Here is a 24618-nt window from a genome sequence, read left to right as displayed (position 1 = left end):
AGAAAAGCAGCCTGAAAAAGATATTTTTCAACATTTTAATAATCGGCAAAAACGCTATATTTCTGCCGGTGTGTTTGCTGTACCCTTTTTTCAAGATTAGATAGTTCTTTTTTGCTGTGTGATATATTAAAGCCCGTGGGCTTCCATATCGAGGAAATCCACGGGCTTTGTTGCGCTTTTTTACAGCGCCTTTTATTTATCAGTTATAACCGCAGGCAAGCCGTTTCTCAAACTCAGCCGCAGGCAGAGGCTTGTCAAACACAAAGCCCTGAACAGCGTCACAGCCAACTTCTCTGAGATAGTCAAGCTGCTGCTCAGTTTCAACTCCCTCGGCGATAGTTTCCTTGCCAAGCTTTTTAACCATTTTTATAATGTAATAGAACATTATAAGATCTTTATCCTTGCCCTCATAATCCTTTTCAAGAGGAATAAAGGACTTGTCTATCTTTATTACCTGCAGATCAACGTTCTTTATCATATTGAGCGATGAAAAGCCAGTACCAAAATCGTCCATAGATGTGACGATACCATTAGCTCTCAGACCATTCACGATCTCTGTGATAAGCTCAAAATTCTGATAATCCTCGCTTTCAGTAAGCTCTATTTCTATAAGCTGGTGATCAAGCTCGTATTTGTCGATCAAGGCAACTATATTGCCTATCATATTTTTTTCTTCCAGGTGCTTCCTCGAAAAATTCACTGATATCCTCAAGGGTTCAAAACCCATATCTATGCGTTTTCTCAGCCATTTGCAAACTTCTTCAAGCACATAGTAGTCAAGCTTTATTATGCTTCCGTCATTCGTAAGAAGCGGAACAAACTCCACCGGTGTTGATAACCTTCCCTTTCTATGCCAACGTACAAGGGCTTCTGCACCAAATATCTCCTTGGTTTCGATGCGTACCTTTGGCTGATAATACACCTCGAACTCACCTGCCATAAGCCCAGCCATGAAGTTTGACAGCACTCCCTGAATTTTCATCAGTTCTTGTTTTATATTTTCGGAATACTCTATTACATGGCCTGCACCAACTCGTCTTGCAGCAGCATATGCAATGCTTGCACGAGCCATTACTTCTCTTGGATATCTTATACCCACAGTTGATGAATATCCGATGGTTGCACTAAAAATAAAATCCTTTGATACTTTGCCATCATCATACCTTATGTTCATAAAGCTGAGCATATCAATATATTCTCTGAGCGATTCTTTCTTTACAAGCATAACGAAATTATCGCCGCCAAGTCTTGTGATCATCTCACCATCTGAAAGATTTCGGTATATGGTCTTTGTATAATTACGCAAAACAACGTCGCCCTGTTCGTAATTTAATACCTTATTTACATATTTGAAGTTATGTATATTAAAAAAGATTATACTGAAATCCTCTATCCTGTTTTGCGCTATAAGCATACCGGCGTAATTTATCAAAGCGTCTAAAGTTGCTGCACCTGTTTCGATATCCGTTTTTATAACATGAGTAACAAGCTCCTGCATAATTACCCTGTTAAATTGGATAAAAACAGTGTTTGCGATTATCTCTACGATATTCCTTTGCTCGTTATCAAAGCCATTGGAATTACCAGAATAAAAGGTCACTGTTATAAAGCCGCCTTCAAACAAAGGAAAACTTGCCTCAAAAGGCTCGTTTTCCACGTCCTTCTCTCCGTCATAAAGCACCATGAGCATATCTGCACCATCCTCACAAAGCTTTGTTGCAGGCATTTTCACTGCAAGCTCCGCTCTGACGATGTCAAGCTTGTCTGCCACAGCAGCCACAGCACTTTTCACCTTGGCACTGCATTCGTCCATATCCGCCGAATCTTCATATATCGTTCGGAAGAAAAGCATCAAATCATTATCAAAATTCATTTTTATCCCCACTAATTTTTTATTCAATGATCACGTTCAGGAAAACGTTTTCAAAAATACCTGTACTTACCTTATTTCATTTTACTACTTTTTATAAAAAAGTCAAGCAAGCATAGCAAAACGCCGTCATTTTCCGACGGCGTTTTATCGTCTTAGTAGCTATAGCTGCTCTCACCTACAAACTCCCTTGCAAGGGAATTTACAGGCACACTTTCGAGCATCACCGGCTCTATCTCCTCAAGGGCTTTTAGCATAGGCAAAAAGCGTTCAAAATCCTTATAGCTCCTGCTCTCACGTCGCAGTGTATCCAAAAGATAGTTCTTATACAAGGCAGGCTCATAAGCGTGAAAAGTATCCACTGAAAACTCAGCCCTGTGCTTGTATGGCATTATATACTTGTTCTCGCCAGCCTCAACGCTGTCGAACATATCCAGTGTTTCCGCTGCACTTCTGCCACGGAAAAATCCGTCCCTTATAAGTCTGCGCATAAGCCTGATATAGCAAGGATGCAGAAGCTCACCGTCTTTCAATTCAAGTCTGCTTCTTACACTGACGTACATACATCTTGCATAATCCCCAGCCGCACCTGTGACCTCCGGGTTAAGGGCATGGATACCCTCAAAAACAACTATGTCGTTTTTGTTTCGTCTGAGTTTTTCTCCATCACGCCTGCATTGTTCTGAAAATTCAAACTTCGGCAGAACGACTTCCTCACCGCTGTTTATCTTTTCCATATGCTCATAAAGAAGCTTTCGGTCTATTCTGTCAGGAGATTCATAGTCAGGCTTGCCGTCCTCTCCTATAACAGCGGTGAAGTTATCCGCTGGAAGAAAATAATCGTCCATAGAGATAGTGTGGGTGTGTATCCCCCTGCTGTCAAGTATTTCCTCTATTTTCAACGCTGTTGTGGTCTTGCCCGCCCCTGACGGACCTGCAAGAAGAAGTATCGGCTTTTCGTTATGCTGCTCCTCGATGCTGTCTGCAATGGCAACGAGCTTTTCATTATATTTTCTGTCGCACTCTTCAACAAAAAGCTTTTCGTCATCTCTGACCTTTCTGTTTATAGCACTGACGTGTATCTTTTTCATTGTGTGGTTTGTTCCTTTCGTATGCGTCAGGCAACACCACACATAAAGCGTGCAGTGTTGCCCTGTATCTCATATTATATGTGCAGCAAAAGCTAATCGTTCCACTTCGCACAGATATTATTTATGGTATCAGTGAGCTTTGCAAGGTCTTTATTCGTAAGACCTGAGCTTTTGTTTACCAAAGCCGTCAGCCTGTCAAGAGCGCTGAGCAGACGCTGATAGTTAGGGGACGCACCTGTCTTCTTGACTATCTTTATAGGGGTCGTGTTTTTGAACTCGCCACTTATAAGGTCAAGCTCCGCACCGCTGTATGGTGCAAAGGCGTTAAGCCCGAAATCGTTACGCAAATGCTCCTTATACGCCTCGGCAACTGAATCCTCGCCGTGGTTGACAAAGACTTTCTTAGGCGGCTTTTCATAGCTTTTTATCCACCTGTCCAGACCGTCAACGTCAGCATGACCGCTCACGCCTGGCAGCACCAGTATCTCAGCCCTGACAACGATTTCCTCGCCGAAAAGCTTTGCAGTTTTTGCACCCTCCACAAGACTTCTTCCAAGGGTATTCATAGCCTGATAGCCCACAAAAAGTATGGTGTTTTCAGGTTTCCACAAATTGTGTTTAAGGTGGTGTTTTATTCTGCCTGCCTCACACATACCGCTTGCGGAAATTATTATCTTAGGTGTGTCAATAAAGTTTATGGCTCTTGACTCGTCACTTGTGACAGCAATATTAAGTCCGCTGAAAGTGATAGGATTTATGCCCTTGTTCACATAGGACATTGCCTCTTCATCGAAACATGAATTTTTGTTCTTATTGAATATCTGTGTGGCCTCGATAGCCAGCGGAGAATCCACATACACAGGAAAATCCCCATGACCCGTCACCATATTCTCCGCCTTGATATGCCTTATAAAATACAGCAGTTCCTGAGTTCTGCCCACTGCAAATGACGGTATAACAAGGTTTCCTCCCCTATCAAAGGTCTTTTGAATGACCTCTGCAAGACTCTTTGCATAGTCCTTCGGCTTATCATGGCGACGGTTACCATATGTGGACTCCATTACAACATAATCTGCCTCCGTTATATACTGCGGATCTCTGATAAGAGGCTGGTCAAGGTTTCCTATATCTCCAGAAAATACGATCTTACGTTCTTCGCCGTTCTCTGTGAGCCATATCTCGATACTTGACGAGCCAAGCAGATGACCTGCGTCGATAAAGCGTACCTTTATGCCCTCGGATATCTCCGTCACCTCACTGTATGGGTGTGGGCAAAGGCAGGCAATAGCCGCCTCTGCGTCTGCCATAGTATAGAGTGGCGACACCTCGCCTGTACCCTTACGTTTGCCCTTTCTGCTTCTCCACTCTGCTTCAAACTCCTGAATATGCGCTGAATCTCTCAGCATTATCTCACATAAATTACAAGTGGCCTCCGTTGCGTGTATCTGTCCAGCAAAGCCGCCTGCCGCCAACAGTGGAAGCAGACCTGAATGATCTATATGAGCATGAGTCAGCAATACAAAATCTATATTTCCAGGAGGACAAGGTATCTTCGCATTTTCAAAATAGTCAACGCCCTGCTCCATTCCGAAATCCACCAGAAATCTCTTTCCGCAGGCTTCTATATATGTACAGCTTCCCGTTACCTCATGTGTTGCACCGATAAAATTAAGTTTCATTGCCCTTATCCCCTCGTTTCATTCATATTCTGTGACAGTATCTCTATCACACTTACATTATAGCACATTCCAAGTCTGATTTCAAGCATTTTGCATAAAGATATTTGATTATCAGCAATTATTTTGTGAAGTCTGAAAGAACATCAAGTAATAATGAGGTAAGGAACAGCATATAGATTACTACAGAAAAATTTAATGGGGTGTGAACAATGAATGGATCCGAAAAGGAACGATGTGTGCTGCTTGGAGAATATGTTGCGGCACACAGAGCCACGGTACGCTGTGCGGCAAAGGAATTTGGCATAAGCAAATCCACAGTACATAAGGATCTGACAGAACGTCTGCCGAAAATCTCTCCTCAGCTTTTCAAAAGCGTAAAAGAGGTCCTTGAGGAAAACAAACGTGAAAGACATATAAGAGGCGGAATAGCGACCAAGCATAAATATGAACAGCAGTTCAAAAAGGCTGTAAAATGAAAAAAGGACGGTTTGAGCCGTCCTTTTTATGTTATCAGAATTTTCTTGCTTCCGCCCTTTTAGAGATAAGATCTTTCCATGCAGAGGGGTGGAAAAGTATCAGCAGAGGGAAAAGCTCCAATCTGCCTGCAAGCATATCGAACATGAAAACGAACTTTGAAAAAACAGAGAAGCTTGAAAAGTTGCCGGCTGGACCTACCTCCGCAAGACCAGGTCCCATGTTATTGATGGTTGTCAGCACAGCAGTAAAGTTTGTTACAAGATCTTTACCATCAAATGCCACCATAAAAACTGATGAAGCAAAAATTATCACGAATGTTACGATATAAACATTTATAGAACGCACTATCTCATGCTCAACAGGTTTGCCGTCAAGGTTTACCTTGCGTATGCTCTTTGGGTGTATATAGGAGTGAAGCTCCTTTATCATTGTCTTGAAAAGCACGATCACTCTTGATACCTTTATACCTCCGCCCGTACTGCCTGCGCAAGCTCCTATGAACATTATAAGTACAAGCACCGTCCGGCATATCTGAGGCCACAGATTAAAGTCAGTGCTTGAAAAGCCCGTACTTGTAATGAGCGACGCCACCTGAAATACTGATTTTGTAAGTGCGTCAAAAATGCTAACACAGCGGTCGAGGATATTTGCGAATATTATAGCTGTGGCAATGAGGATTATAGCAAAATAGCACCGTACTTCCTCCATTTTGAATGCCTTTTTAAAGTGCCTGTATATAATATAATAGTATGCGTTAAAATTCACGCCAAACAGTATCATGAAAATGGCAACCACCCACTGCAAATATGGCGAATAGCTCCCTAAGCTGTCGTTCTTGACTCCGAAACCACCCGTGCCTGCCGTTCCAACGGCTGTACAAATGCTGTCAAACACAGGCATTTTGCCGATAATAAGGAAAATAAATTCCAATATGGTCATGCCAAAATAGATTATATAAAGTATCCTTGCGGTATATTTCATCTTTGGAACAAGCTTGCCCACTGATGGTCCAGGGCTTTCCGCCCTCATAAGATTTATATTTGAGCCACCGCTCAGCGGTATGATAGCAAGCAGGAAAACCAAAACTCCCATACCGCCTATCCAGTGCGTGAAGCTTCGCCAAAAAAGTGCAGTATGAGAAAGCGCCTCAACATTGGTAAGGATCGAAGCACCAGTTGTTGTAAAGCCGGAAACTGTTTCAAACATAGCATCCGTGAAGCTTGGTATCTCTCCGCTTATCCAAAAAGGCATACACCCAACAAGGCTCATAACTATCCAGCTCAAAGATGTTGCTATACAACCCTCTTTGAGATAAAACACATAGTTTTTAGGCTTTTTCCAAGCCATTACCATGCCAAAAGCAAGGCACACAATGGCTGTTCCAAGATAATAAAGTCCCACGCCTTCCCCGTAAACCAGCGACACTATGCAAGGCAGCAGCAAAAAGCAGGCTTCCATTCGCATAACGTTTCCTAAAATATATCGAATGATCGAGCTGTTCATATTTCCTCCGCTATTTCAGAATATCAGTGATATCGTTAAATCCCGTATGAGTAGTGACGACCATTACAGTGTCGCCCCTCTCTATAGTATCCTGACCGCTCGGGATAATGATCTTGCCGTTTCGGTTTATGAACGCCACAAGCAAATGTCTTTTTAAATCAAGAGCCTGAAGCGGTGTACCTGTGACCTCTGACTCCTGATCCACCTTGAACTCAATAGCTTCTACTCTATGATCGAACAAATGATACAGCGTTTCGATATTGCTATCTCCCGATTCGTTCTTCGCACGGACGTAGGCTATTATCGCCTCAGAGGTGATATATCTTGGATATACTACGCTTCCAAGGTCCAGTCTGCTTATAACGTCCTTGAAGTTTATCCTGTTTATCTTTGTGATAGTCTTAGCATTTGACACCTGTCTGGCATGAAGAGTGAGCAAGATATTTTCTTCGTCTATTCCCGTGAGAGCCACAAATGACTCTGCATACTCTATGCCCTCTTCCTTCAGAAGTTCCTCGTCAGTGCCATCACCGTTTATTATTATCGCCTTTGGCAAAAGCACGCTGAGATCCTCACAGCGCTGTCTGTCATTCTCGATTATCTTGACGTTGATCCCCATGCCAATAAGACGTTTTGCAAGATAATAAGCCGCCTTGCCACCGCCTATTATCATTGTGTTCTTCACCTGATTTGTCTTCACACTGAGATCCTCAAAGAACGTTCTTGAAAAATTTCTTTGGGTGCAAAATGAGATAACATCATTCTTTTTCATTGTGAAATCGCCAGATGGAATATATATTTCCCCTTCTCTCTCAACAACGCATATAAGCAGGCTTGTTGCCGTTTTACGGCTAAGCTCAGCGATCGTAGTGCCCACAAGAGGATTGCCCTCAGGTATCTTATACTTTATAAGCTCCGCCTGACCATTCGCAAAGGTGTTTACCTCAAGAGCTGTTGGCAGACAAAGTATTCTTGACGCTTCTCTTGAAGCCTCAAGCTCAGGATTTATGACCATTGCAAGACCAAGCTTCTCTCTTAGATAGACTATCTCCTTGCTGTAATCAGGTGTTCTTACTCTTGCTATAGCTGAACACTTCGCTACTCTCTTGGCAAGTGTACAACAAAGCAGGTTAAGCTCATCAGACTCTGTGACAGCAATTATAAGGTCGGCGTTCTCTATGCCGGCATCCTGCTGAACGCTAAAGCTTGCGCCGTTTCCTACGATGCCCATAATGTCATAAAGGCTACTGAGTTCCTGTATCTTCTTTGCATTCTTGTCGACTATCGTGATATCGTGGCCCTCTTTCACAAGCTGTTCAACAAGGGTCGTGCCTACTTTTCCGCAGCCCACAATGATAATATTCAAACCGCCTGCAGGCTTCTTTTGTTTACTCATATTTTTCCTCCAACCGAATGACATACTGCCATTCACAGCAGTTCTCTGCACTTCTTCTCTTCATTAAGCAGAGCCTGATCATCAAAAGCGTATAATTCCATATCATATAATGTATCACTATGCTGTTAATAATATGTTAAAGTATAGTAAAGATATTAATAAAATTTACGACGATTGCCTAACTCATTTTTCCAAATTAGCGATTTTAAAAAAAGTTATAAAAAAAGCACAAAAAAACTGTGCCGCCGATACATACCGACAGCACAGCTCAATTAAGAAAGAATGATTTGGAAGAATTACTCTACATTTTTGAGTGCCTCATCAAGAGGTACTTTCTTTACACGTCTTGTAAGGATAAATGCTATCACCGCATATGAAACGATACCGAGCAACGGCACTTCAACAAATATTTTTGCTGGCACATAATATGGCATCCATCCTGAATACTGAGCGAAAGCAACTTTGAATATATACTTCAAAGTGACATTTACTATAGGAACAGTCAGCAGCATTGAGGCTATAACGACTATGGTCGTAGTCGTTATATAAAGGCTGTTTATTTCCCTGTTGTTGTAACCCAGTATCTTTGTCATAGAAATAGACTGGCTGTTCTTTTCTATTATGACCTTTGAAAGAAGATAAACAATTAGCATGAACATTATAACACCCGCTGTCGCAAACATACTTATCATAGAACCCATAGACAGTATGAGCTGTCGTGATGTTTTTGTCAGGTCGTCTTTCGTTATAGTTGTCGCAATATACAGATCGTCTATATCCTTTATCTTTGTATTGGAGAAATAACCGTTAAAATACCCGTCCTCAAGTTCAAAGGTCTTTATGAAGTCGCTGTCTGTCAGATAAACTGCTATAGTTGCAGGATCGTCATAGATACCCTCTACCTTAAAATTGTATTTTTTATCTCCGTAAGACTCTTTCAGCGTCACTTCATCGCCGACCTCTATGTTATACTTCTGAGCATAACCATCAGAGATAAACGCTCCGCCGTCTTTTATATCTGCATGAACGAACTTGCTGTTTTCTTTAACTCCGTAAATTGTTGCCGTTTCCTCTTTGAGCTTGTCATCGACAGTTTTAAGAGAGCCTGAACAGTATTTCTCTACACCCTCTGTTTTAGTTTCAACAGGCATTTTCAGTACATACTGATATTTGCTTATCATATTATCTTCTATTATATCCTGATAATGAAGAAGCATAGGCTTCATGCCAAGGCCAAAGAAGATGATAACATTGGCAAAAAGAATGCCAACAAACACTGTAATATAGTTAGGAATGTTCTGGAAGATGACTCTAAGTCTGAAACGCTTTAATATGCCTATCCTTGTGTTGAGCTTAAAAGCCTTTTTCTTCTGACGCTTTTTTAGATCTCGCCTTAAGAATTTAAGCGGTGAAAGACTTAGTTTATTTACAAGCATTACAAGGTTTATTACGAAAAGTATTATAAGAGGAACTACTGTCGTCTTTATAAACGCATCTGCGTTCCAGATCGTTTTGTATGTTGGCAGACTGTAGCTTCCATAGTATGCTTTGACCGCAAATTCCTTAAAGCAGGTGTAACCAAGTATGTTGCCTACAATGGCAGATACAAGCACGACTATCATTGGCGTTGCAAGATAATGTCTAACAAGCTCGCCCTTTGTGTAGCCTGAGGCTCTGAGCGTACCTATAACGTTTGCTTCTTTTGCAATGGTGTTTCCCGTTGTTATAGCAAAAACAAATGCGATTATGACCATAACAAGATAAAGAAAAACTGTTATCATTGTGTTATCGCCCTTTATATCGTCGCCTGTAAAATGTATCGCCTGATTTGAGTATTCCGGAATAAACTGAGTGAGCATTGAGATTCCATTTATATGCTTCATGACCTTCTCAGCCATATCCTGAGCTTCCTCGTCGTCTGCCGGGGTTTTATCATATTTCCATGAGTAGCTGTAATGAAGATCAGCCTCACCATAATCGTCAAAAAGGGTATCGGTAACGATAGCTACACCGAACTTCAAAGCGTCAAACATCATATCAGACGGATTAGAATACAGTGCGCTGTAATCTGAAAGTGCAACAAGACCTGTTATCTTAAGCTTCTTGCCGCCGACCGTCAGGCTGTCGCCGACTTTAAGTTTATTATTGTCAGCATACATTCTGTCAATAGCGATCTCGTCATCAGCAGAAGGAAGCTCACCGTCCATTATACATATCTTGTCGATATCCTTACGATTTTTGAAAAGCCTGATAGTGCTGTCAACTTCTTTTGTTTCTTTGTCAAGATAAAAATTTTCGTATACCTTTATCTTCTCCTCACCGTCCTCTATCTTCTTGATAGCATCATCATCGGCTTTTTGAAGAAGTTCAAAATTTCCGCTTTCGATATTGTATTTCTCAAAGCTTTCGTCATAAGCGACAGACATACTGCCTGCCGCAACAAGAAAGCCTGATACTATGCCTATCATCATTGTGATGAACAAAAATAGAACGATGTATTTTCCTATTTCGCCCTTAAGCTCTCTGGGCAAACGCTTGATAAGAGGGTTTTTCATGCTGACCCTCCTTACCAATCAAGCTCTTCGGCTGTGAGCTTAGTTTCATTAAGATAATTCTTTCTTATCATACCATCTCTAAGCTTTACAACTCTGTCAGCCATTTGCTTGATAGCGTCATTATGCGTTACCATTATGATAGTGTTGCCATACTTCTTGTTTACGTCCTCTATAAGCTTCAATATCTCCTTGGAGGTATTGTAGTCAAGCGCACCTGTAGGCTCGTCGCAAAGCAGGATATCAGGGTTCTTGACGATGGCTCTGCCAATAGCAGTTCTCTGCTGCTGACCACCCGAAAGCTGATTAGGAAGCTTGTGACGATGCTCGTAAAGCCCAAGTGTTTTAAGCAGGTCGTCAACGTCAAGAGGGTTGTCGCTAAGATATGCGCCTACCTCGATATTCTCCTTGATATTCAGGTTAGGTATAAGGTTGTACATCTGGAAGATATAACCCAAGTGCTTTCTTCTGTAAAGGGTCAATGCCTTTTCGTTCATGTCGGCTGTTTTTTCGCCGTTTATTGAGATATACCCCTCGTCAGCGGCGTCAATTCCTCCTATAATGTTCAGAAGTGTTGATTTACCTGAGCCTGACGGTCCGAGAAGCACGCAGAACTCTCCTTTTTCTATTTCGATATCAATGCCCTTAAGCACTTCAACCCTGCTCTCGCCCTCGCCAAAATGCTTTTTTATGTTCTTTATTTCAAGAAACACATTCATTCCCCTTTCTAACTATTTATTTTAATAATGTATCTTTGCCGTTTTTAAACGTCATATTATACATATTTGTATGCCATAACTTACTTCGCATTGTGGTTAATCACAACTAACCGATATATCTGATAAATCCCGCCGAAAAGGCGGGATCTAACGATATAAATATTACTAATTTAGCCGTTTGTCGTGCTTTGCAAAGCAAAGCTTACAAGCTTGTCGAGAGCGTCATCAGATATCTGAGAAACAATAGCCACCGAGTCATTCTCGGCATTTTTTCTCTCAACGCCCACACGGTTTTCAAGAAAATCCTGAAGTATCACACTTGGAGTATAAAGCTCATTGGCTGCCTTTATGCCCTCAGATGTCAGAGTGATCTCACGGTAAGGCTCTTTGATTATATAGCCCTCGTCTATAAGCTTCTGAGTCATCTTGACGGTGCTTGCCTTTGTCACGCCCAGAACAGAAGCTACCTCTGTGGACTTGACAGGTCTGCCGTTCTGACCCAGTCTGTATATGGCAAATAAATACCTTTTCTGTGATTTAGTCAGCATTCAGATGACCTCCCCGAAGTTTATTACTGTTTTATCATGATCTGTGACAGCGAGAAGAATTTGGACAACAGCCGCAGCTGCCACCGCAAGAGCTTTTGCCCTGTTTCTTATCCTTTACGAGCTTGTAAATTATAGCTGCCACGATAGCAATGAGAATCACTGCTATCAGAATCGTACCGACTACTGTGTCCATAATTATCCTCCCAACTGTTTATGCAAGATCAGTGATGATATTTGCTTTTTATTATGCGTTTGCGCCTACCTTAACGTCCTTTTCAAGCTTTGTGCTTTCCTTATAAGGTCTAACGAGCATATAGATGATAAGAGCGATAAGAGCTATTGCAAAGATAAGACCGATAACATTCACCTTACCAGTGAAGAGGTTGCCAAGCTGATTTACGATAAGTGCGATAACATAAGCAAAACCACACTCGTAGCCAATAGCGAACCAGAACCACTTTCTGCTGTTCATCTCACGCTTGATAGCTCCCATTGCTGCGAAGCAAGGTGCGCAGAGGAGGTTGAAGATAAGGAACGACATACCTGTGATGCCAGTGAATGCAGCACCGATAGCAGAGTAAACTGAACCATCTCCGCCGCCGTAAAGGATACCCATTGTACCAACGATATTCTCCTTAGCAACAAGACCTGTAACAGCAGCAACAGTTGCCTGCCAGTTGCCCCAGCCAAGAGGTGCGAAGATCCAGCAGATAGCCTTACCAATGTGAGCCAGGATACTGTATTCCATCTGATCTTCTGTGAGCATACCGAATGAACCGTCTACCCAACCGAAGTATGAAGTGAACCATACGAAGATAGTTGAAAGTGTGATGATAGTACCAGCCTTCTTGATGAATGACCAGCCACGCTCCCACATTGATCTGAGTACGTTGCCTACCGTAGGGATATGGTAAGCAGGAAGCTCCATAACGAATGGTGCAGGGTCTCCTGCGAACATCTTTGTCTTTTTCAGCATGATACCTGAAATAATGATAGCTGCAATACCGATGAAGTATGCGCCTGTTGCTACCCAAGCAGAACCGCCGAAGATAGCACCTGCGATCATTGCAATAAATGGTGTCTTAGCACCGCAAGGAATAAATGTTGTTGTCATGACAGTCATACGTCTGTCACGCTCGTTCTCGATAGTTCTTGAAGCCATGATACCAGGGATACCGCAACCTGTACCGATAAGGATCGGAATAAATGACTTTCCTGAAAGACCGAACTTTCTGAAGATCCTGTCCATTACGAATGCGATACGAGCCATGTAACCGCAAGCCTCAAGGATAGCAAGGAGAATGAAGAGTACGAGCATCTGTGGAACGAATCCGAGTACCGCACCAACACCGGCAACGATACCGTCAAGGATAAGACCCTTGAGCCAATCTGCGCAGTTTACTGCGTCAAGACCGCTTTCGATAAGTACAGGGATACCAGGTACCCATACGCCGTAATCCGCTGGGTCTGGATCAGCGAAGCTGTATTTCTCAGCGGCTGCAACTGCAGCTTTCAGATCAGCATACTTAGCTGTTTTTGTTGTTTCTTCAAGTGTTTCCTCGTCCTCTACTGTATAATCAGCAGTTGCGGACTTATCTACTGTAGCAAGCAGGTTGTCTGCTGTTGCCTTAGCAGCGTCAACATCAAAGTCATCAGCTTCGTTGTCGATAGCCTCGCCGCCCTGCTGCTCGATAAATGCGTTGATTATGTCAAGCGAGCTGCCATATTCGTCAGCAGCGTCCTCAGCGTCAGATGAACCGATACCGAACAGATGCCAACCGTCACCAAAGAGTCCGTCGTTTGCCCAGTCAGTTGCGGCTGAACCTACTGTTACCATCGAGATATAGTAAACAAGGAACATGACCACTGCAAAGATAGGAAGACCGAGCCAACGGTTCGTTACGATCTTATCAATCTTATCTGATGTTGTAAGACCACCCTGATTTTTCTTTTTATAGCAATCCTTGATTATTGAAGCTATGTAAATGTATCTCTCGTTTGTGATGATACTCTCCGAGTCGTCGTCCATTTCTTTTTCAGCAGCGCAGATATCCTTTTCGATATGGGTCTTTACCTGCTCAGACATACCGAGCTGTTCGATGACCTTCTCATCTCTCTCGAATATCTTTATAGCGTACCATCTCTGCTGTTCTTCAGCAACATCATTGAGAAATGCTTCCTCAATATGAGCGATAGCGTGCTCAACAACGCCGTTGAATGAATGCTGAGGTACCATTGGAACTTTTGACTCAGCAGCCTTTACTGCAAGCTCAGCAGCTTCCTTGATACCGGTGCCTTTAAGTGCGGATATCTCGCAGACCTGACAGCCAAGTTCCTTAGCAAGCTGATCTGTATTTATCTTATCGCCATTCTTTTTAACAACGTCCATCATGTTGATAGCAACAACAACAGGGATACCAAGCTCAACAAGCTGTGTTGTAAGATAAAGGTTTCTTTCGAGGTTTGTACCGTCGATGATATTGAGGATAGCGTCCGGACGCTCGCTTATAAGATAGTTTCTTGCAACTACTTCCTCAAGTGTGTAAGGTGAAAGTGAGTAGATACCAGGAAGGTCCATGATAACTACGTCCTTATGACCCTTGAGCTTACCCTCTTTCTTTTCAACTGTTACGCCCGGCCAGTTACCTACGAACTGGTTTGAACCTGTAAGAGCATTGAAAAGAGTTGTTTTACCGCAGTTAGGGTTACCTGCGAGAGCAATTTTGATCTCCATACAATTTGATCCTTTCAGAATTTCGGCACTCTGATATATCCTCATCTTCTAAGTACACATCAGCTCTGCCGATGAAATTTTTGCTGTTTGCCTGAACTATGTATCAGACCGTTTCGATCATCTCAGCGTCAGCCTTTCTGAGCGAAAGCTCATAGCCTCTGACTGTTACTTCAATAGGGTCACCCAAAGGCGCAACCTTTCTTACATGGACTTCAACACCCTTTGTGATGCCCATATCCATGATCCTTCTCTTTACAGCACCAGTGCCGTTGAGCTTCTTCACGGTAACTGTTGAACCGATCTTAGCTTCTTTCAATGTTGCCATAACCTGATCCTCCTAACTATACAAAATATCTTCAAACATATTTATCATGGCTTGACCGCCAAATGTTTCCTATACCATTATCTTCGCAGCCATTTCCTTTGAAACAGCTACTCTTGATTCTTTGACCTTAACGATAACGTTTCCTCCGATAGTGCTTACTACCGTTACCGTTCCACCTGCGACAAAACCCAGATTTTCAAGAAACTTTCTTGTTTCAGGTTTTCCGCCTACTTTCTTTATCATGTTTTCTTCTCCTACGTTTGCAAATGTCAGCGGCATCATTCAGACCCTCCTGTTCTTTTGTCAGTATCAAAAGTTAGATTCATCTAACTTTTAGGCTTATTAAAAGGGTTAGCATTTTCTAACCCGTAATATAGTTTAGCACGGCTAACCGAATTTGTCAAGACTAAATGTGCCGTTTTTTCAATTTTGTAAGCTTGCACAAAATCACAAGTTAGTTAAACATAACTTTAGTTAGTTTTTAATAACTCAATCACTGCACAAACGCAGACAGAAAAGCAAAACTGCCTTTTCCGCCTGCGTTTGCAGTTTACATTATTACATTAGAGATATAGGCTTACTTAGCAAGAGCCTCGCCCAAAGCCTTGCAGCTTGTGAGAGCGTCGTCGTCAGGAGTTTCGTTTACAATAAGTCCCTCGCCATTTACAAGTGTTGCACCGTCGCCCGTAACTCTGTCCTGCCACTGACGCATCCACTCGCCGTCACCCCAGCCGTACGAGCCGAAGAGTGCTATCTTCTTGCCTGAGAGCTTGCCCTCGATACCTGAGAAGAAAGGTTCGAACTCACTGTCCTCAAGCTCCTCTGCACCCATTGCAGGGCATCCAAGAGCTATTGCGTCATAATCCTCAACATTGCCGCTGAACTCAGAAACTGCGAAGCACTCTGCGCCTGCACCCTCTGCAACTGCCTTTGCCATAGCCTCTGTGTTGCCTGTACCGCTCCAATAAATTACTGCTGTTTTCATTATGATTACCTCCTAAGAAATTTTCAGGGCTTGGTAAATGCTTTCGCCCTGAGCAAGTTTATTACACAGATAATTTCTGCACTTGTCATAATTGCTGAAAATACGTCTTGCTCTGTTTTCGTCAGAGTAGACTTTCCAATATCCGCAAAGAAGATAGTTTCTTCCCTTGTTCTGTATGAACCCTGTAACATCATCAACAGGATAGCCTAGAAACAGACCTATCTCATGAGGAAAATCCTCACTTGCGGATATTCTTCCAGACAGCCTCTCAAGCTGCTGTTCAAGAGTCATATGGCTGTCATAGCCAAAGCTTTCAAGAAGCTTTCTTACTCTGTTGTCTGCAAGTCTGTCAGATAAAAGCTTTTCGTTATAGAGCAAAAGCAGCTTTCTGCTTTTGCACTCGCAAAGCACTGTTAGCTTCATGCCCTTTGTATATGCCCTGCTGTTGAAAAGCTCGACATTCTCTTCAAGCCCGTCCTTATTCTTTTCCATTGACATAAGACAGGCAGGCTTTATTCCAAGCATTGCAGGGGCAAGATGATAAGCCATGCTTTTTTCAAAATTTCTCAGCTCAGACTGTGACATAGTCCCTCCTTTGGTTAGAAACTCCTAACCTATACATATAGATCTATGCGTTTACAACGCCTTTAGTACAATATTTTTCAAGCACGTTCTTCAAAGCCGAACAGCTTGATGAATGGCATATAGCCACGGGAAAATCAAGTTTGCTTGCTCTTTGGTTAAGACCATTGAGCATTTTATGTGACACTGTATCAGTAAACACCACTGCCAGATCAGGACTGCCTATCTTCTTATCAAAACCTGTAGGATATTTGATGAACACCTTAGCCTTGCAATCATATGATTTGCAGATATCCTTATAGCGTGTTGCCATACGGTCATTTCCGCCTACTATTATAACGCTCATACTTTTCTGAACTCCTCCTTTTCATTAATTTAGGTTAGTATTTACTAACCATATTCATATTAGCATAAACTAACCCCGTTTGTCAAGGGAAACTTATGTCAGAAGTATAAACTTTTCATATGATAAAATATTCACGGCAAAAGCGAAGATACTATATATAATATGCGTTACATATCGCAGATTATGTTTGGTATTGTTTTGTAAAAAAAATACGGCGAAGTGCCAAAAGACACAACGCCGTATAAAAACAAATATTATTTGCCTAAAAGCTCTGCGAATTGTTTCATAAATGCCTCGCATACAGTGACAAAGTCGCTGCCATTATAAGTGATATTACCTTTTTCATCTATGTTTTTTCTTTATTAAAGACTATTAGTCCATAGCAGCCTTTATTGCAGCCATAAGCTCATCATATGTTTCATAAGCAGGAAGCTCAGGATATTCAGCCTTTATGCTGTCGGTACTTCTGAACAGGAAACCAGCCTTGCTTGCCTGAATCATGCCAAGGTCATTGTGGCTGTCGCCGCTTGCGATAGTTTCAAAGCCGATAGACTGGAGAGCCTTTACAGTTGTGAGCTTTGACTTTTCACATCTCATCTTGAAGCCTGTGATCTCGCCGTTGTCAGCAACTTCAAGAGTGTTGCAGAAGATAGTAGGATAACCAAGCTTCTTCATAAGAGGACCTGCAAACTGTGAGAAAGTATCGCTGATGATTATTACCTGTGTGAAGCTTCTCAGCTCGTCAAGAAACTCCTTTGCGCCTGGCATTGGGTCGATAGTTGCGATAGTATCCTGAATTTCCTTAAGACCAAGACCATGCTCCTTAAGAATGCTGATACGGTATTTCATAAGCTTGTCATAGTCAGGCTCATCTCTTGTTGTTCTTTTAAGCTCAGGGATACCTGTAGCCTCAGCAAAAGCTATCCATATCTCAGGAACGAGAACTCCCTCAAGGTCAAGACAAGTGATATACATACTCATAATTATTTCCTCCTTAGAAATATACAAAAAATTCGTAATTTGATTATACCATACTTTTTATAATAATACAAGAGTTTTGCTTTAAATCATTAAGGCAAAAATAATACAAAAAATCGTTGCCCATTGTAAAATTTCGCTGTTACCCCTTTCTGATACTTGACAATTTGTGTTATATATGTTATAACTAATACACATACTAATTTATAAATCATTATTAATAAATAATGAAAAGAGGTGATACATATTTCTACAAGAAAAGACGGTATCGAAACGAAAAAAAAGATACTCACTGTATGCGTCCAACTGTTTCTGGAACAGGGGTATAAACAGACAACTATCTCACAGATAGTGAAAAAAGCTGGCGTTGCAAGAGGAAGCTTTCAGAACTTATTTTCCACAAAAGACGCTATTCTAATGGAACTTGTGGGCACGATGTTCAGCGGACAATTTGGAGTGGCAAAGAACATTGTTGGTGATAATATGTCGCCGATATACACATATGCGGTGGAAACTGCCATACAGATAACCCTCACTGAGCTGAATGAAAATCTCCGAGAGATCTACATTGAAGCTTATACTATGCCTGAAACGGCTGAGTATATCTATGTTCACACTACGTCGGAACTAAAGCAGATATTCGGCTCGAATTTTCCGGGCTATACCGAAAGCGATTTCTATGAAATGGAAATCGGAACATCAGGAATAATGCGCAACTATATGGCAAGAAAATGCGATATCCATTTCCCACTTGACCACAAGCTTAGACGTTTTCTAACGGCGGCAATGCGAGTGTATAAAGTACCAGAGGAAGAACAGGCAAAAGTGCTTGCATTTATCAGATCGCTTGATGTTAGAGCTATCGCCACAGAGGTCATGTATAAGCTGTTTGCAATGTTGGAAATGACATTCGATTTTAAACTTTCAAAAGATGATGAAGAGGGGGAAACAAGATGAAAAAACGGTTATTGAGCATCATACTTACTCTATGTATGGTAATGTCCATTACACCATTGAACGCATTTGCGGTCACAGAATATGGCATATGGATAGGCGACGAACAGGTAACATCTGATAAAACATGGAGCAAACAGGGCTGGAAATACGATATACAAAGCAAGACCCTGACGCTTCTTGGTTACAATATGGCGACTATAGGCAAACGCATAAACGGCAACAGCGAAAGACCCAGCCGATTTGGTCTTATATACGTTGAAGGCGAACAAGATCTGAACATAAAGCTTGTCGGCAGCATTGATCTTGGTGACAGCCCATTTTCAAGCCAAGCCGCAACCAAATACAATGAGAGCTACAGCGGAATTTATGCTCCTGACAGTAATATCACTATCATTGGCAGCGGAACGTTTTCAGCAGTAACACATGACGCAGCAATATACTGCTCAAATCTTACTATCGGCGACGGAACTGAACAAAATGCTACTAATGTATCGTGCGAAAGCTTCGGCGCTTGCATTATCGTAAAGTATAATATGATAGTTAATGACTACAGTACTGTTTGGGCTTGCGCAAACGGACCAACTGTGGGCATGAACGGCATTTATGTTGAGGGGTCGCTTTATGTAAACGGCACTAATACCACCGTAGAGGGTCGTGCTACATACAGACCTGTTAAGGGAGAGTGCACCAATTACACACACTACAGACCAAAAAATCTCACTTCAGGCGGATATTTCAACAATGCAGGTTCAACTATTGCAGGAATAATGGTATATGGAATTTTGACAGTTGACGGCAGTAAGGTCGAAGGTAACGTCTTTAAAGAGATATACAAACCACAAGAGTATGATTCAGAATACACCTCAGGCCTTGAAGCAGGCGGTATTGTAATAAAGAACAACGCCACAGTAGAAGGCAGAAACATTAATCCGTCCACGCCGGGATTCATGGAATATGGCGTACAAGTTCACCATTACGCCATAAAATTTTTAGGAAGAGGACGTGTCCGTGCCGGAACAGAGTATGTGGATTATGAAAGCGTCAATCGTGGTTTCCGTAAATCAGGCGGCAACGAAATAACAGTTTCGGGACGGCTGAAACTCTATGAAAGCGATACTTGTCCCGCTGACTTCAAGAAGTTTGCGCAGTATGGCTTCGGAGGGTATACAGAATATTATACAGAAAACATGGATGACATCTATATAAAAGATGATAATGGCCGTGGTAAAATGTCATATTTCAAGGATATGCATGATTATGAAACATTTTATTTAGCAAGCGGAATAGATCTAAAAGATATATATGAAATCGATCTGGACACCAACGTTCCATTTGATGTAAACATACTTTCAGGCGATATCAAAATGAACATAGATATCAAAAGCGGTTTTGAGCTTCCGAAGATCATTGTCTATGACGGCGCAACTTTAAAATTAAAGACCTCCCCTGATAAAACATATAATTTCACTTATCCTATCGAGCTGAAAGGCGGCACGATAGAATTTACAAACAGTGCGATCGTGCGAGGACTTAACATTGTAGGAGAGGGCAAGGTCATCATTGATAGCGGAAACTACTCTGGAACGCTTGGTGACAACGTAATCTTGCAGATATCAGGCGGAAGCGCTGACTTCAATGACAACGGCAAGGCTGTGGACGCAAAAGGAAACTCGGTACACAAGTACACCTATGTTGCAAGGGGTGCAGATGGCAATGAGTTTATAGGCAGTGCTAACACACGTCAGCCGCCATATGACGATTTTTATGGCTATAACCGCTCAGAAATATTCCATGACGGAAACAAGCTTCATCTCTGGCTCAAGTCACAGGATTCCATTTATGGCGTGAATGCTTTTAAAATAAAAGCTGACGGCACTCTTGAAGATGAGAACACCTATTTTAATCTGCGTTATGGAACGAATATCTTAGAGCATAGGATACCTTTTGATCCTATAACATTAAAATACTTTGTTGTGAAAAAGAACGACGTCGTTACGCTGAAAACAATGGAAAACGAGCCGTCCTCACTGCAAGACAGTGATATCCGAGTAGAATGGTACAGTGTTGAAAACGACAAGCGCACAAAAATAAATGCCCATGGCACAAGCATGTATGTGGGGCGTATGGGCAACAGTGACAATGGTACGCATTATCAGGCAGATGTATATTATTTAGGCTGGGATTCCAAGCTCAATCATTCATATACCTATGACGCATATATCTTCATTGACGAGCCGGTATTTACTGCTCCTGACAAATTCCACTTGGATAAAAAGGCAAAATTCGAGGTCACAAACAATACACCAAATGGCGCAGTACGGCTGAATTACCTATGGGAAGTGAGCAAGGACGGCGGAAAGACTTTCACCGCCATTGACGGCGAAACTTCTTCTGTTTACGAGCCTACTATAGAAAGCCAAATGAACGGCTGGCAGATAAGATGCAAAACATGGGTATCAACAGGAGACGGACAGAAAACTGAACCGACCGTTTTCGGCCCTGTTACGATAAACTTCTCCGAAAAAGCACCGGTCATAGTAAAGCACCCGCAAAGCGGTTCAACAAACGCTCCCAGCCAGCCTGCACCTGTTAAGCCTGGAGAAATAACTATCGTAATTGAACGTTACTATTTCTTCAATGTAGAAGCAACAGGCAGTGAACCGCTCCAATATCAGTGGCAGGAAAGCAGCGATAACGGAGAAACTTTCGTGGATATCCCATATACCAACGACAATTCACATTCATTAAAAGTGCGAAAAGAAAACAACGGAAAGCTTGTGCGCTGTGTTGTATCAAATGAATACGGCTCTGTAGTTTCAAATGCGGCAAAGCTTACAATATATTATTCTCCTGAGTTTACAGCCTCACTCGGCAATAAGACCATAAACAGCGGAGAAAAGGCTACGTTCACACTTCCTATCGCTCAGGGAAATCCTTACGGAGCTGAGGTGATATGGCAGGTGAGCAAGGACGATGGAAAGACTTTTGCAGACGTTACCGAAGCTGACGGAACGTTCTCTCTTGATTCAAAAGTCGTGGACGGCAAGGAAGAATGGTCGACTACATTCACCACCTGTGCAACGAACATAAGCTTTAACGGATATATGTACAGATGTACGGTCAAGAACGCTGAAAATGCGGACTATGTGGGTACTTGGGTATCGGAAAAAGCAACGCTTACAGTAATAAGAAACTGCGCAGTAGACGGACATATATTTGACGAGGGAACGATAATCTCCGAACCGACTTGCATCGATAAGGGTGTGAAGAGGTTTAATTGTTCCAAATGTTCACAGTACAAAGATGAGCCTATAAACCCATTGGGACATGATTGGAAAGAAGCGACCTGCACAGCTCCAAAGACCTGCAAACGCTGTCAGGCTACTGAGGGCGAGCCTATCGAACACAGCTTCGGCGATTATATATCCGACGAAAACGGACATTGGAAGCAGTGCAGTGAGTGCGGAACTGACAGCCAAAAGGAACTTCACGCCTACAAGTGGAATACGGAAGACGGCGAATATTGGCAGGAATGTACAATTTGCGGATATGAAACGAAAAAATCAACTATTTTGAAGATATCCATAAACGGAACCGACGAGACCTGTCCTTTAGGTGATTATGAATTTACATTTGCTCTGCCTGAGGGCTGTACTGACGTAACAGCAGGCTTCAGATTTGCAGGCGACGGTACGGAATTGGCGTTTACCGCAAAAGACGATCTTTACACCGCAAAGGTAAGTGCGTCAGATCTTGAGAGCGGAACAATGACGGTTTACGCTTCGGCAAAACTCAAAGACGGTTTTGTCATCACAGGTGAAAAAGAAGTAACCGTGCTCGAAAACCATGTGGGCGGCACTGCGACTTGTACTGAAAAAGCAAAGTGCAAATTCTGTAATAAAGAATACGGCGACCTTGACCCGACAAATCACACAGGCAAACCTGTTTGGAAATTTGACAGCAAAGAACACGAGAAAAAATATGATTGCTGCGGCGAGGTGACTATCGAGAGAGAACCCCACGAATGGAACGCAGGCGAATGTACAGAGTGTGGATACAAGTGTACACATTCCGGCGGCAAGGCGACCTGCACAAAGAAAGCCACCTGCGATATCTGCGGCAGTGAATACGGCGATATCGACCCGAACAATCATGGAAAGCTCACACATATAGATAAAGTTGACGCAACACATGACAAAGAGGGAAATATCGAGTATTGGTACTGTGAAGAATGCGGCAAGTATTTTGGTGACAAAGGCGGCACAAAGGAGATACAAAAGGCAGACACTATTACAGATAAGCTGAAAGACACTCCAAGTGATGACAAAAAAGATAGCTCAAAGCCAGATAAGACGAAAGGCGATTCAAGCGAAATCAAGGCAGACAGCTCCACGGCTGATAAGCCTAAGAGCGAGCAGAAAAATCCACAGACCGGAAGCGGCAGTGGTATGAGCCTTTGGCTTGCAATGCTGTTGATAAGCGGCGGTGCGGCAATGGGAATAAAGAAAAAACACAAGAAATAACTGATCTCTTAACTGCACACAGCGGTTGTCTCAAACGGCAGCCGCTGTTTTTTGATCAGCATGACAAAAAATTTGTTACCCAAAGTTAAATTACCCCTTGACCTGTGGCGAAAATAGTAGTAAAATAGAAATGTAAATACAATAATTGAAAGGAATGTTCATCATGCCAAAGTTTATCGTTGAAACATCTGCACGTCACGTTCACGTTACTCAGGAAACTCTTGAGATACTGTTCGGAAAGGGTGCAACACTTACAAAGAAGAAAGATCTTTCACAGCCTGGTCAGTTTGCTTGTGAGGAGAGAGTTACAGTTGTAGGTCCTAAGAGAGAGCTTGCAAATGTTTCTATCCTCGGTCCTGTAAGAAAAGCAGACCAGATCGAGCTTTCAGCTACAGACGCACGTTCTATCGGCGTTGCCGCTCCTATCAGAGAGTCAGGCGACACAACAGGCTCAGGCGCTTGCAAGCTTGTTGGCCCATGTGGCGAAGTTGAGTGTTCTGAGGGCGTTATCGTTGCTAAAAGACATATCCATATGACACCTGCTGACGCTGAAACATTCGGTGTTAAGGATAAGGATATCGTTGCAGTAAAGATAGAGTCTGCAGAAAGAACAGCTATCCTCTGCGACACTGTTATCAGAGTAAGCGACAAGTTCGCTCTTGCTATGCACATTGATACAGACGAGTCAAACGCTGTAGGCGCAGGCAGAGAGCAGTACGGCGAGATAGTTAAGCTCTAATATCAACGCACATAAAACTTTCTATAGTTTTTAACCAAAAGACCGCTTATCACAGGCGGTCTTTTTTTTCATACAAAAAGCAAAAAAATAAATCGCCGCAGGCGATACCATAATTCCTCATTCCTCACTCCTCATTCCTCACTAGTAGTACAACGTTTGTAGGTTTGTCAATCATATTGGACACTATTATTAAGAAATTCGATAGGCGAAAACCATTTGAGGGGACGCATAGGACGGTTGTTTGTTCGACTTAAACGTGCAGCTAGCTGCACGTTTAAGTCGTCGCAGGAATAAAACCTATGGCACGAATAGAATTTGTTGTGATCTTCTCGGTGACTGCGCTCTACTTTGCCATTGTGCCTAGGCGTATATGGACGAATGAGTTTGTGTTCAATGCCAAGTTGTGAGAGCGTATTCTCAAACAGCGTTTTCTTGTCTCTTTTGCTTGGCGAAAAGCGGTTAGTAAATTCAAATCCATTGTCGGTCTGAATACATTTCACCGTTATTCCTCTGCGTTTGTACCATTTCACCAGCCTGTTTACAAAGTCTGCTGAAGAATAGGTGCTTTGCTCCTCATATCCGTATAAAAATCTTATCCTGGTATACTCATCGAT

21 protein-coding genes are annotated in these 24618 nt (G+C 42.4%); 4 read left to right on the top strand and 17 right to left on the bottom strand.

All coding sequences use genetic code 11. The annotated features are described in order from the left end of the window. Positions 1-199 precede the first annotated feature (199 nt). From WS40_RS07930 to WS40_RS07920, 3 genes are all read right to left on the bottom strand, one after another. On the bottom strand, positions 200-1873 hold the full coding sequence (locus WS40_RS07930; protein ID WP_117865826.1) for a bifunctional diguanylate cyclase/phosphodiesterase: 1674 nt from the start codon (positions 1871-1873) through the stop codon (positions 200-202). A 152-nt stretch (positions 1874-2025) separates the two neighbouring features. Next, a complete protein-coding gene (locus WS40_RS07925; protein ID WP_046441601.1) occupies positions 2026-2961 on the bottom strand; it encodes a uridine kinase family protein in 936 nt (311 codons plus the stop codon). Between the two features lie 92 nt (positions 2962-3053). Then, positions 3054-4640 carry an MBL fold metallo-hydrolase RNA specificity domain-containing protein gene (locus WS40_RS07920; RefSeq protein ID WP_046441600.1) on the bottom strand — a complete coding sequence of 529 codons (1587 nt, stop codon included), beginning with the start codon at positions 4638-4640 and terminating at the stop codon, positions 3054-3056. Positions 4641-4849: 209 nt separating this feature from the next. Between WS40_RS07920 and spoIIID the strand changes: the two genes are divergently transcribed. Further along, entirely contained in the window at positions 4850-5116 is a 267-nt protein-coding gene (spoIIID, locus tag WS40_RS07915) for a sporulation transcriptional regulator SpoIIID (RefSeq protein WP_038671255.1), read from the top strand. Between the two features lie 34 nt (positions 5117-5150). Here the strand turns inward: spoIIID and WS40_RS07910 are convergent, their stop codons facing one another. The 13 genes from WS40_RS07910 to thrH form a co-directional block, all read right to left on the bottom strand. Continuing rightward, positions 5151-6620 (bottom strand): TrkH family potassium uptake protein, encoded by a 1470-nt coding sequence (locus tag WS40_RS07910; RefSeq protein ID WP_046441599.1) that lies wholly within the window; start codon positions 6618-6620, stop codon positions 5151-5153. A gap of 10 nt (positions 6621-6630) precedes the next feature. After that, positions 6631-8016 carry a Trk system potassium transporter TrkA gene (gene trkA, locus WS40_RS07905; RefSeq protein ID WP_046441598.1) on the bottom strand — a complete coding sequence of 462 codons (1386 nt, stop codon included), beginning with the start codon at positions 8014-8016 and terminating at the stop codon, positions 6631-6633. A 296-nt stretch (positions 8017-8312) separates the two neighbouring features. Further along, positions 8313-10571, bottom strand: a complete 2259-nt coding sequence (locus WS40_RS07900; RefSeq protein ID WP_046441597.1) for an ABC transporter permease — start codon at positions 10569-10571, stop codon at positions 8313-8315. 11 nt (positions 10572-10582) lie between these two features. After that, a complete protein-coding gene (locus tag WS40_RS07895) occupies positions 10583-11281 on the bottom strand; it encodes an ABC transporter ATP-binding protein (protein WP_046441596.1) in 699 nt (232 codons plus the stop codon). A gap of 176 nt (positions 11282-11457) precedes the next feature. Further along, positions 11458-11835 carry a metal-dependent transcriptional regulator gene (locus WS40_RS07890; RefSeq protein ID WP_022288586.1) on the bottom strand — a complete coding sequence of 126 codons (378 nt, stop codon included), beginning with the start codon at positions 11833-11835 and terminating at the stop codon, positions 11458-11460. A 34-nt stretch (positions 11836-11869) separates the two neighbouring features. Beyond that, a complete protein-coding gene (locus WS40_RS11545; protein WP_117892632.1) occupies positions 11870-12028 on the bottom strand; it encodes a FeoB-associated Cys-rich membrane protein in 159 nt (52 codons plus the stop codon). Between the two features lie 51 nt (positions 12029-12079). After that, entirely contained in the window at positions 12080-14569 is a 2490-nt protein-coding gene (gene feoB / locus WS40_RS07885; protein WP_046441595.1) for a ferrous iron transporter B, read from the bottom strand. A 103-nt stretch (positions 14570-14672) separates the two neighbouring features. Then, positions 14673-14894: a FeoA family protein gene (locus tag WS40_RS07880; protein WP_022288589.1), complete on the bottom strand. Its 222-nt coding sequence runs from the start codon at positions 14892-14894 to the stop codon at positions 14673-14675. Positions 14895-14963: 69 nt separating this feature from the next. Further along, entirely contained in the window at positions 14964-15176 is a 213-nt protein-coding gene (locus WS40_RS07875) for a FeoA family protein (RefSeq protein WP_022288590.1), read from the bottom strand. Between the two features lie 295 nt (positions 15177-15471). Continuing rightward, the gene (locus WS40_RS07870; protein ID WP_046441594.1) at positions 15472-15879 is read right to left on the bottom strand and encodes a flavodoxin; all 408 of its coding nucleotides are present in this window, start codon (positions 15877-15879) and stop codon (positions 15472-15474) included. A 12-nt stretch (positions 15880-15891) separates the two neighbouring features. Further along, a complete protein-coding gene (locus WS40_RS07865; protein ID WP_046441593.1) occupies positions 15892-16464 on the bottom strand; it encodes a DUF3793 family protein in 573 nt (190 codons plus the stop codon). Positions 16465-16507: 43 nt separating this feature from the next. After that, a complete protein-coding gene (locus WS40_RS07860) occupies positions 16508-16807 on the bottom strand; it encodes a DUF2325 domain-containing protein (protein ID WP_022288593.1) in 300 nt (99 codons plus the stop codon). A gap of 372 nt (positions 16808-17179) precedes the next feature. Then, positions 17180-17782, bottom strand: coding sequence for a bifunctional phosphoserine phosphatase/homoserine phosphotransferase ThrH (gene thrH, locus WS40_RS07855; RefSeq protein ID WP_046441603.1), 603 nt, complete (start codon positions 17780-17782; stop codon positions 17180-17182). 240 nt (positions 17783-18022) lie between these two features. Between thrH and WS40_RS07850 the strand changes: the two genes are divergently transcribed. The 3 genes from WS40_RS07850 to WS40_RS07840 all read left to right on the top strand — a co-directional run bounded on the left by WS40_RS07850 (position 18023) and on the right by WS40_RS07840 (position 24004). Beyond that, positions 18023-18742, top strand: coding sequence for a TetR/AcrR family transcriptional regulator (locus WS40_RS07850; RefSeq protein ID WP_325208488.1), 720 nt, complete (start codon positions 18023-18025; stop codon positions 18740-18742). Continuing rightward, the gene (locus WS40_RS07845) at positions 18739-23265 is read left to right on the top strand and encodes an NPXTG-anchored protein (protein WP_046441592.1); all 4527 of its coding nucleotides are present in this window, start codon (positions 18739-18741) and stop codon (positions 23263-23265) included. Before WS40_RS07850 ends, WS40_RS07845 begins: the two co-directional genes overlap by 4 nt. Positions 23266-23428: 163 nt before the next feature. Continuing rightward, complete coding sequence (locus WS40_RS07840; RefSeq protein ID WP_046441591.1) at positions 23429-24004, top strand: PduL/EutD family phosphate acyltransferase; 576 nt, start codon at positions 23429-23431, stop codon at positions 24002-24004. Positions 24005-24171: 167 nt separating this feature from the next. Here WS40_RS07840 and WS40_RS07835 read toward each other — a convergent pair. Then, a partial coding sequence (locus WS40_RS07835) for an integrase core domain-containing protein (RefSeq protein WP_325208487.1) occupies positions 24172-24618 on the bottom strand: 447 nt, incomplete at its 5' end.

This window comes from Ruminococcus sp. N15.MGS-57, from assembly GCF_000980385.1.
GTDB lineage: Bacteria > Bacillota > Clostridia > Oscillospirales > Ruminococcaceae > Hominimerdicola > Hominimerdicola aceti.
Note: the sequence above shows the minus strand (reverse complement) of the source record. Positions and strands in the feature narration are given on the sequence as shown.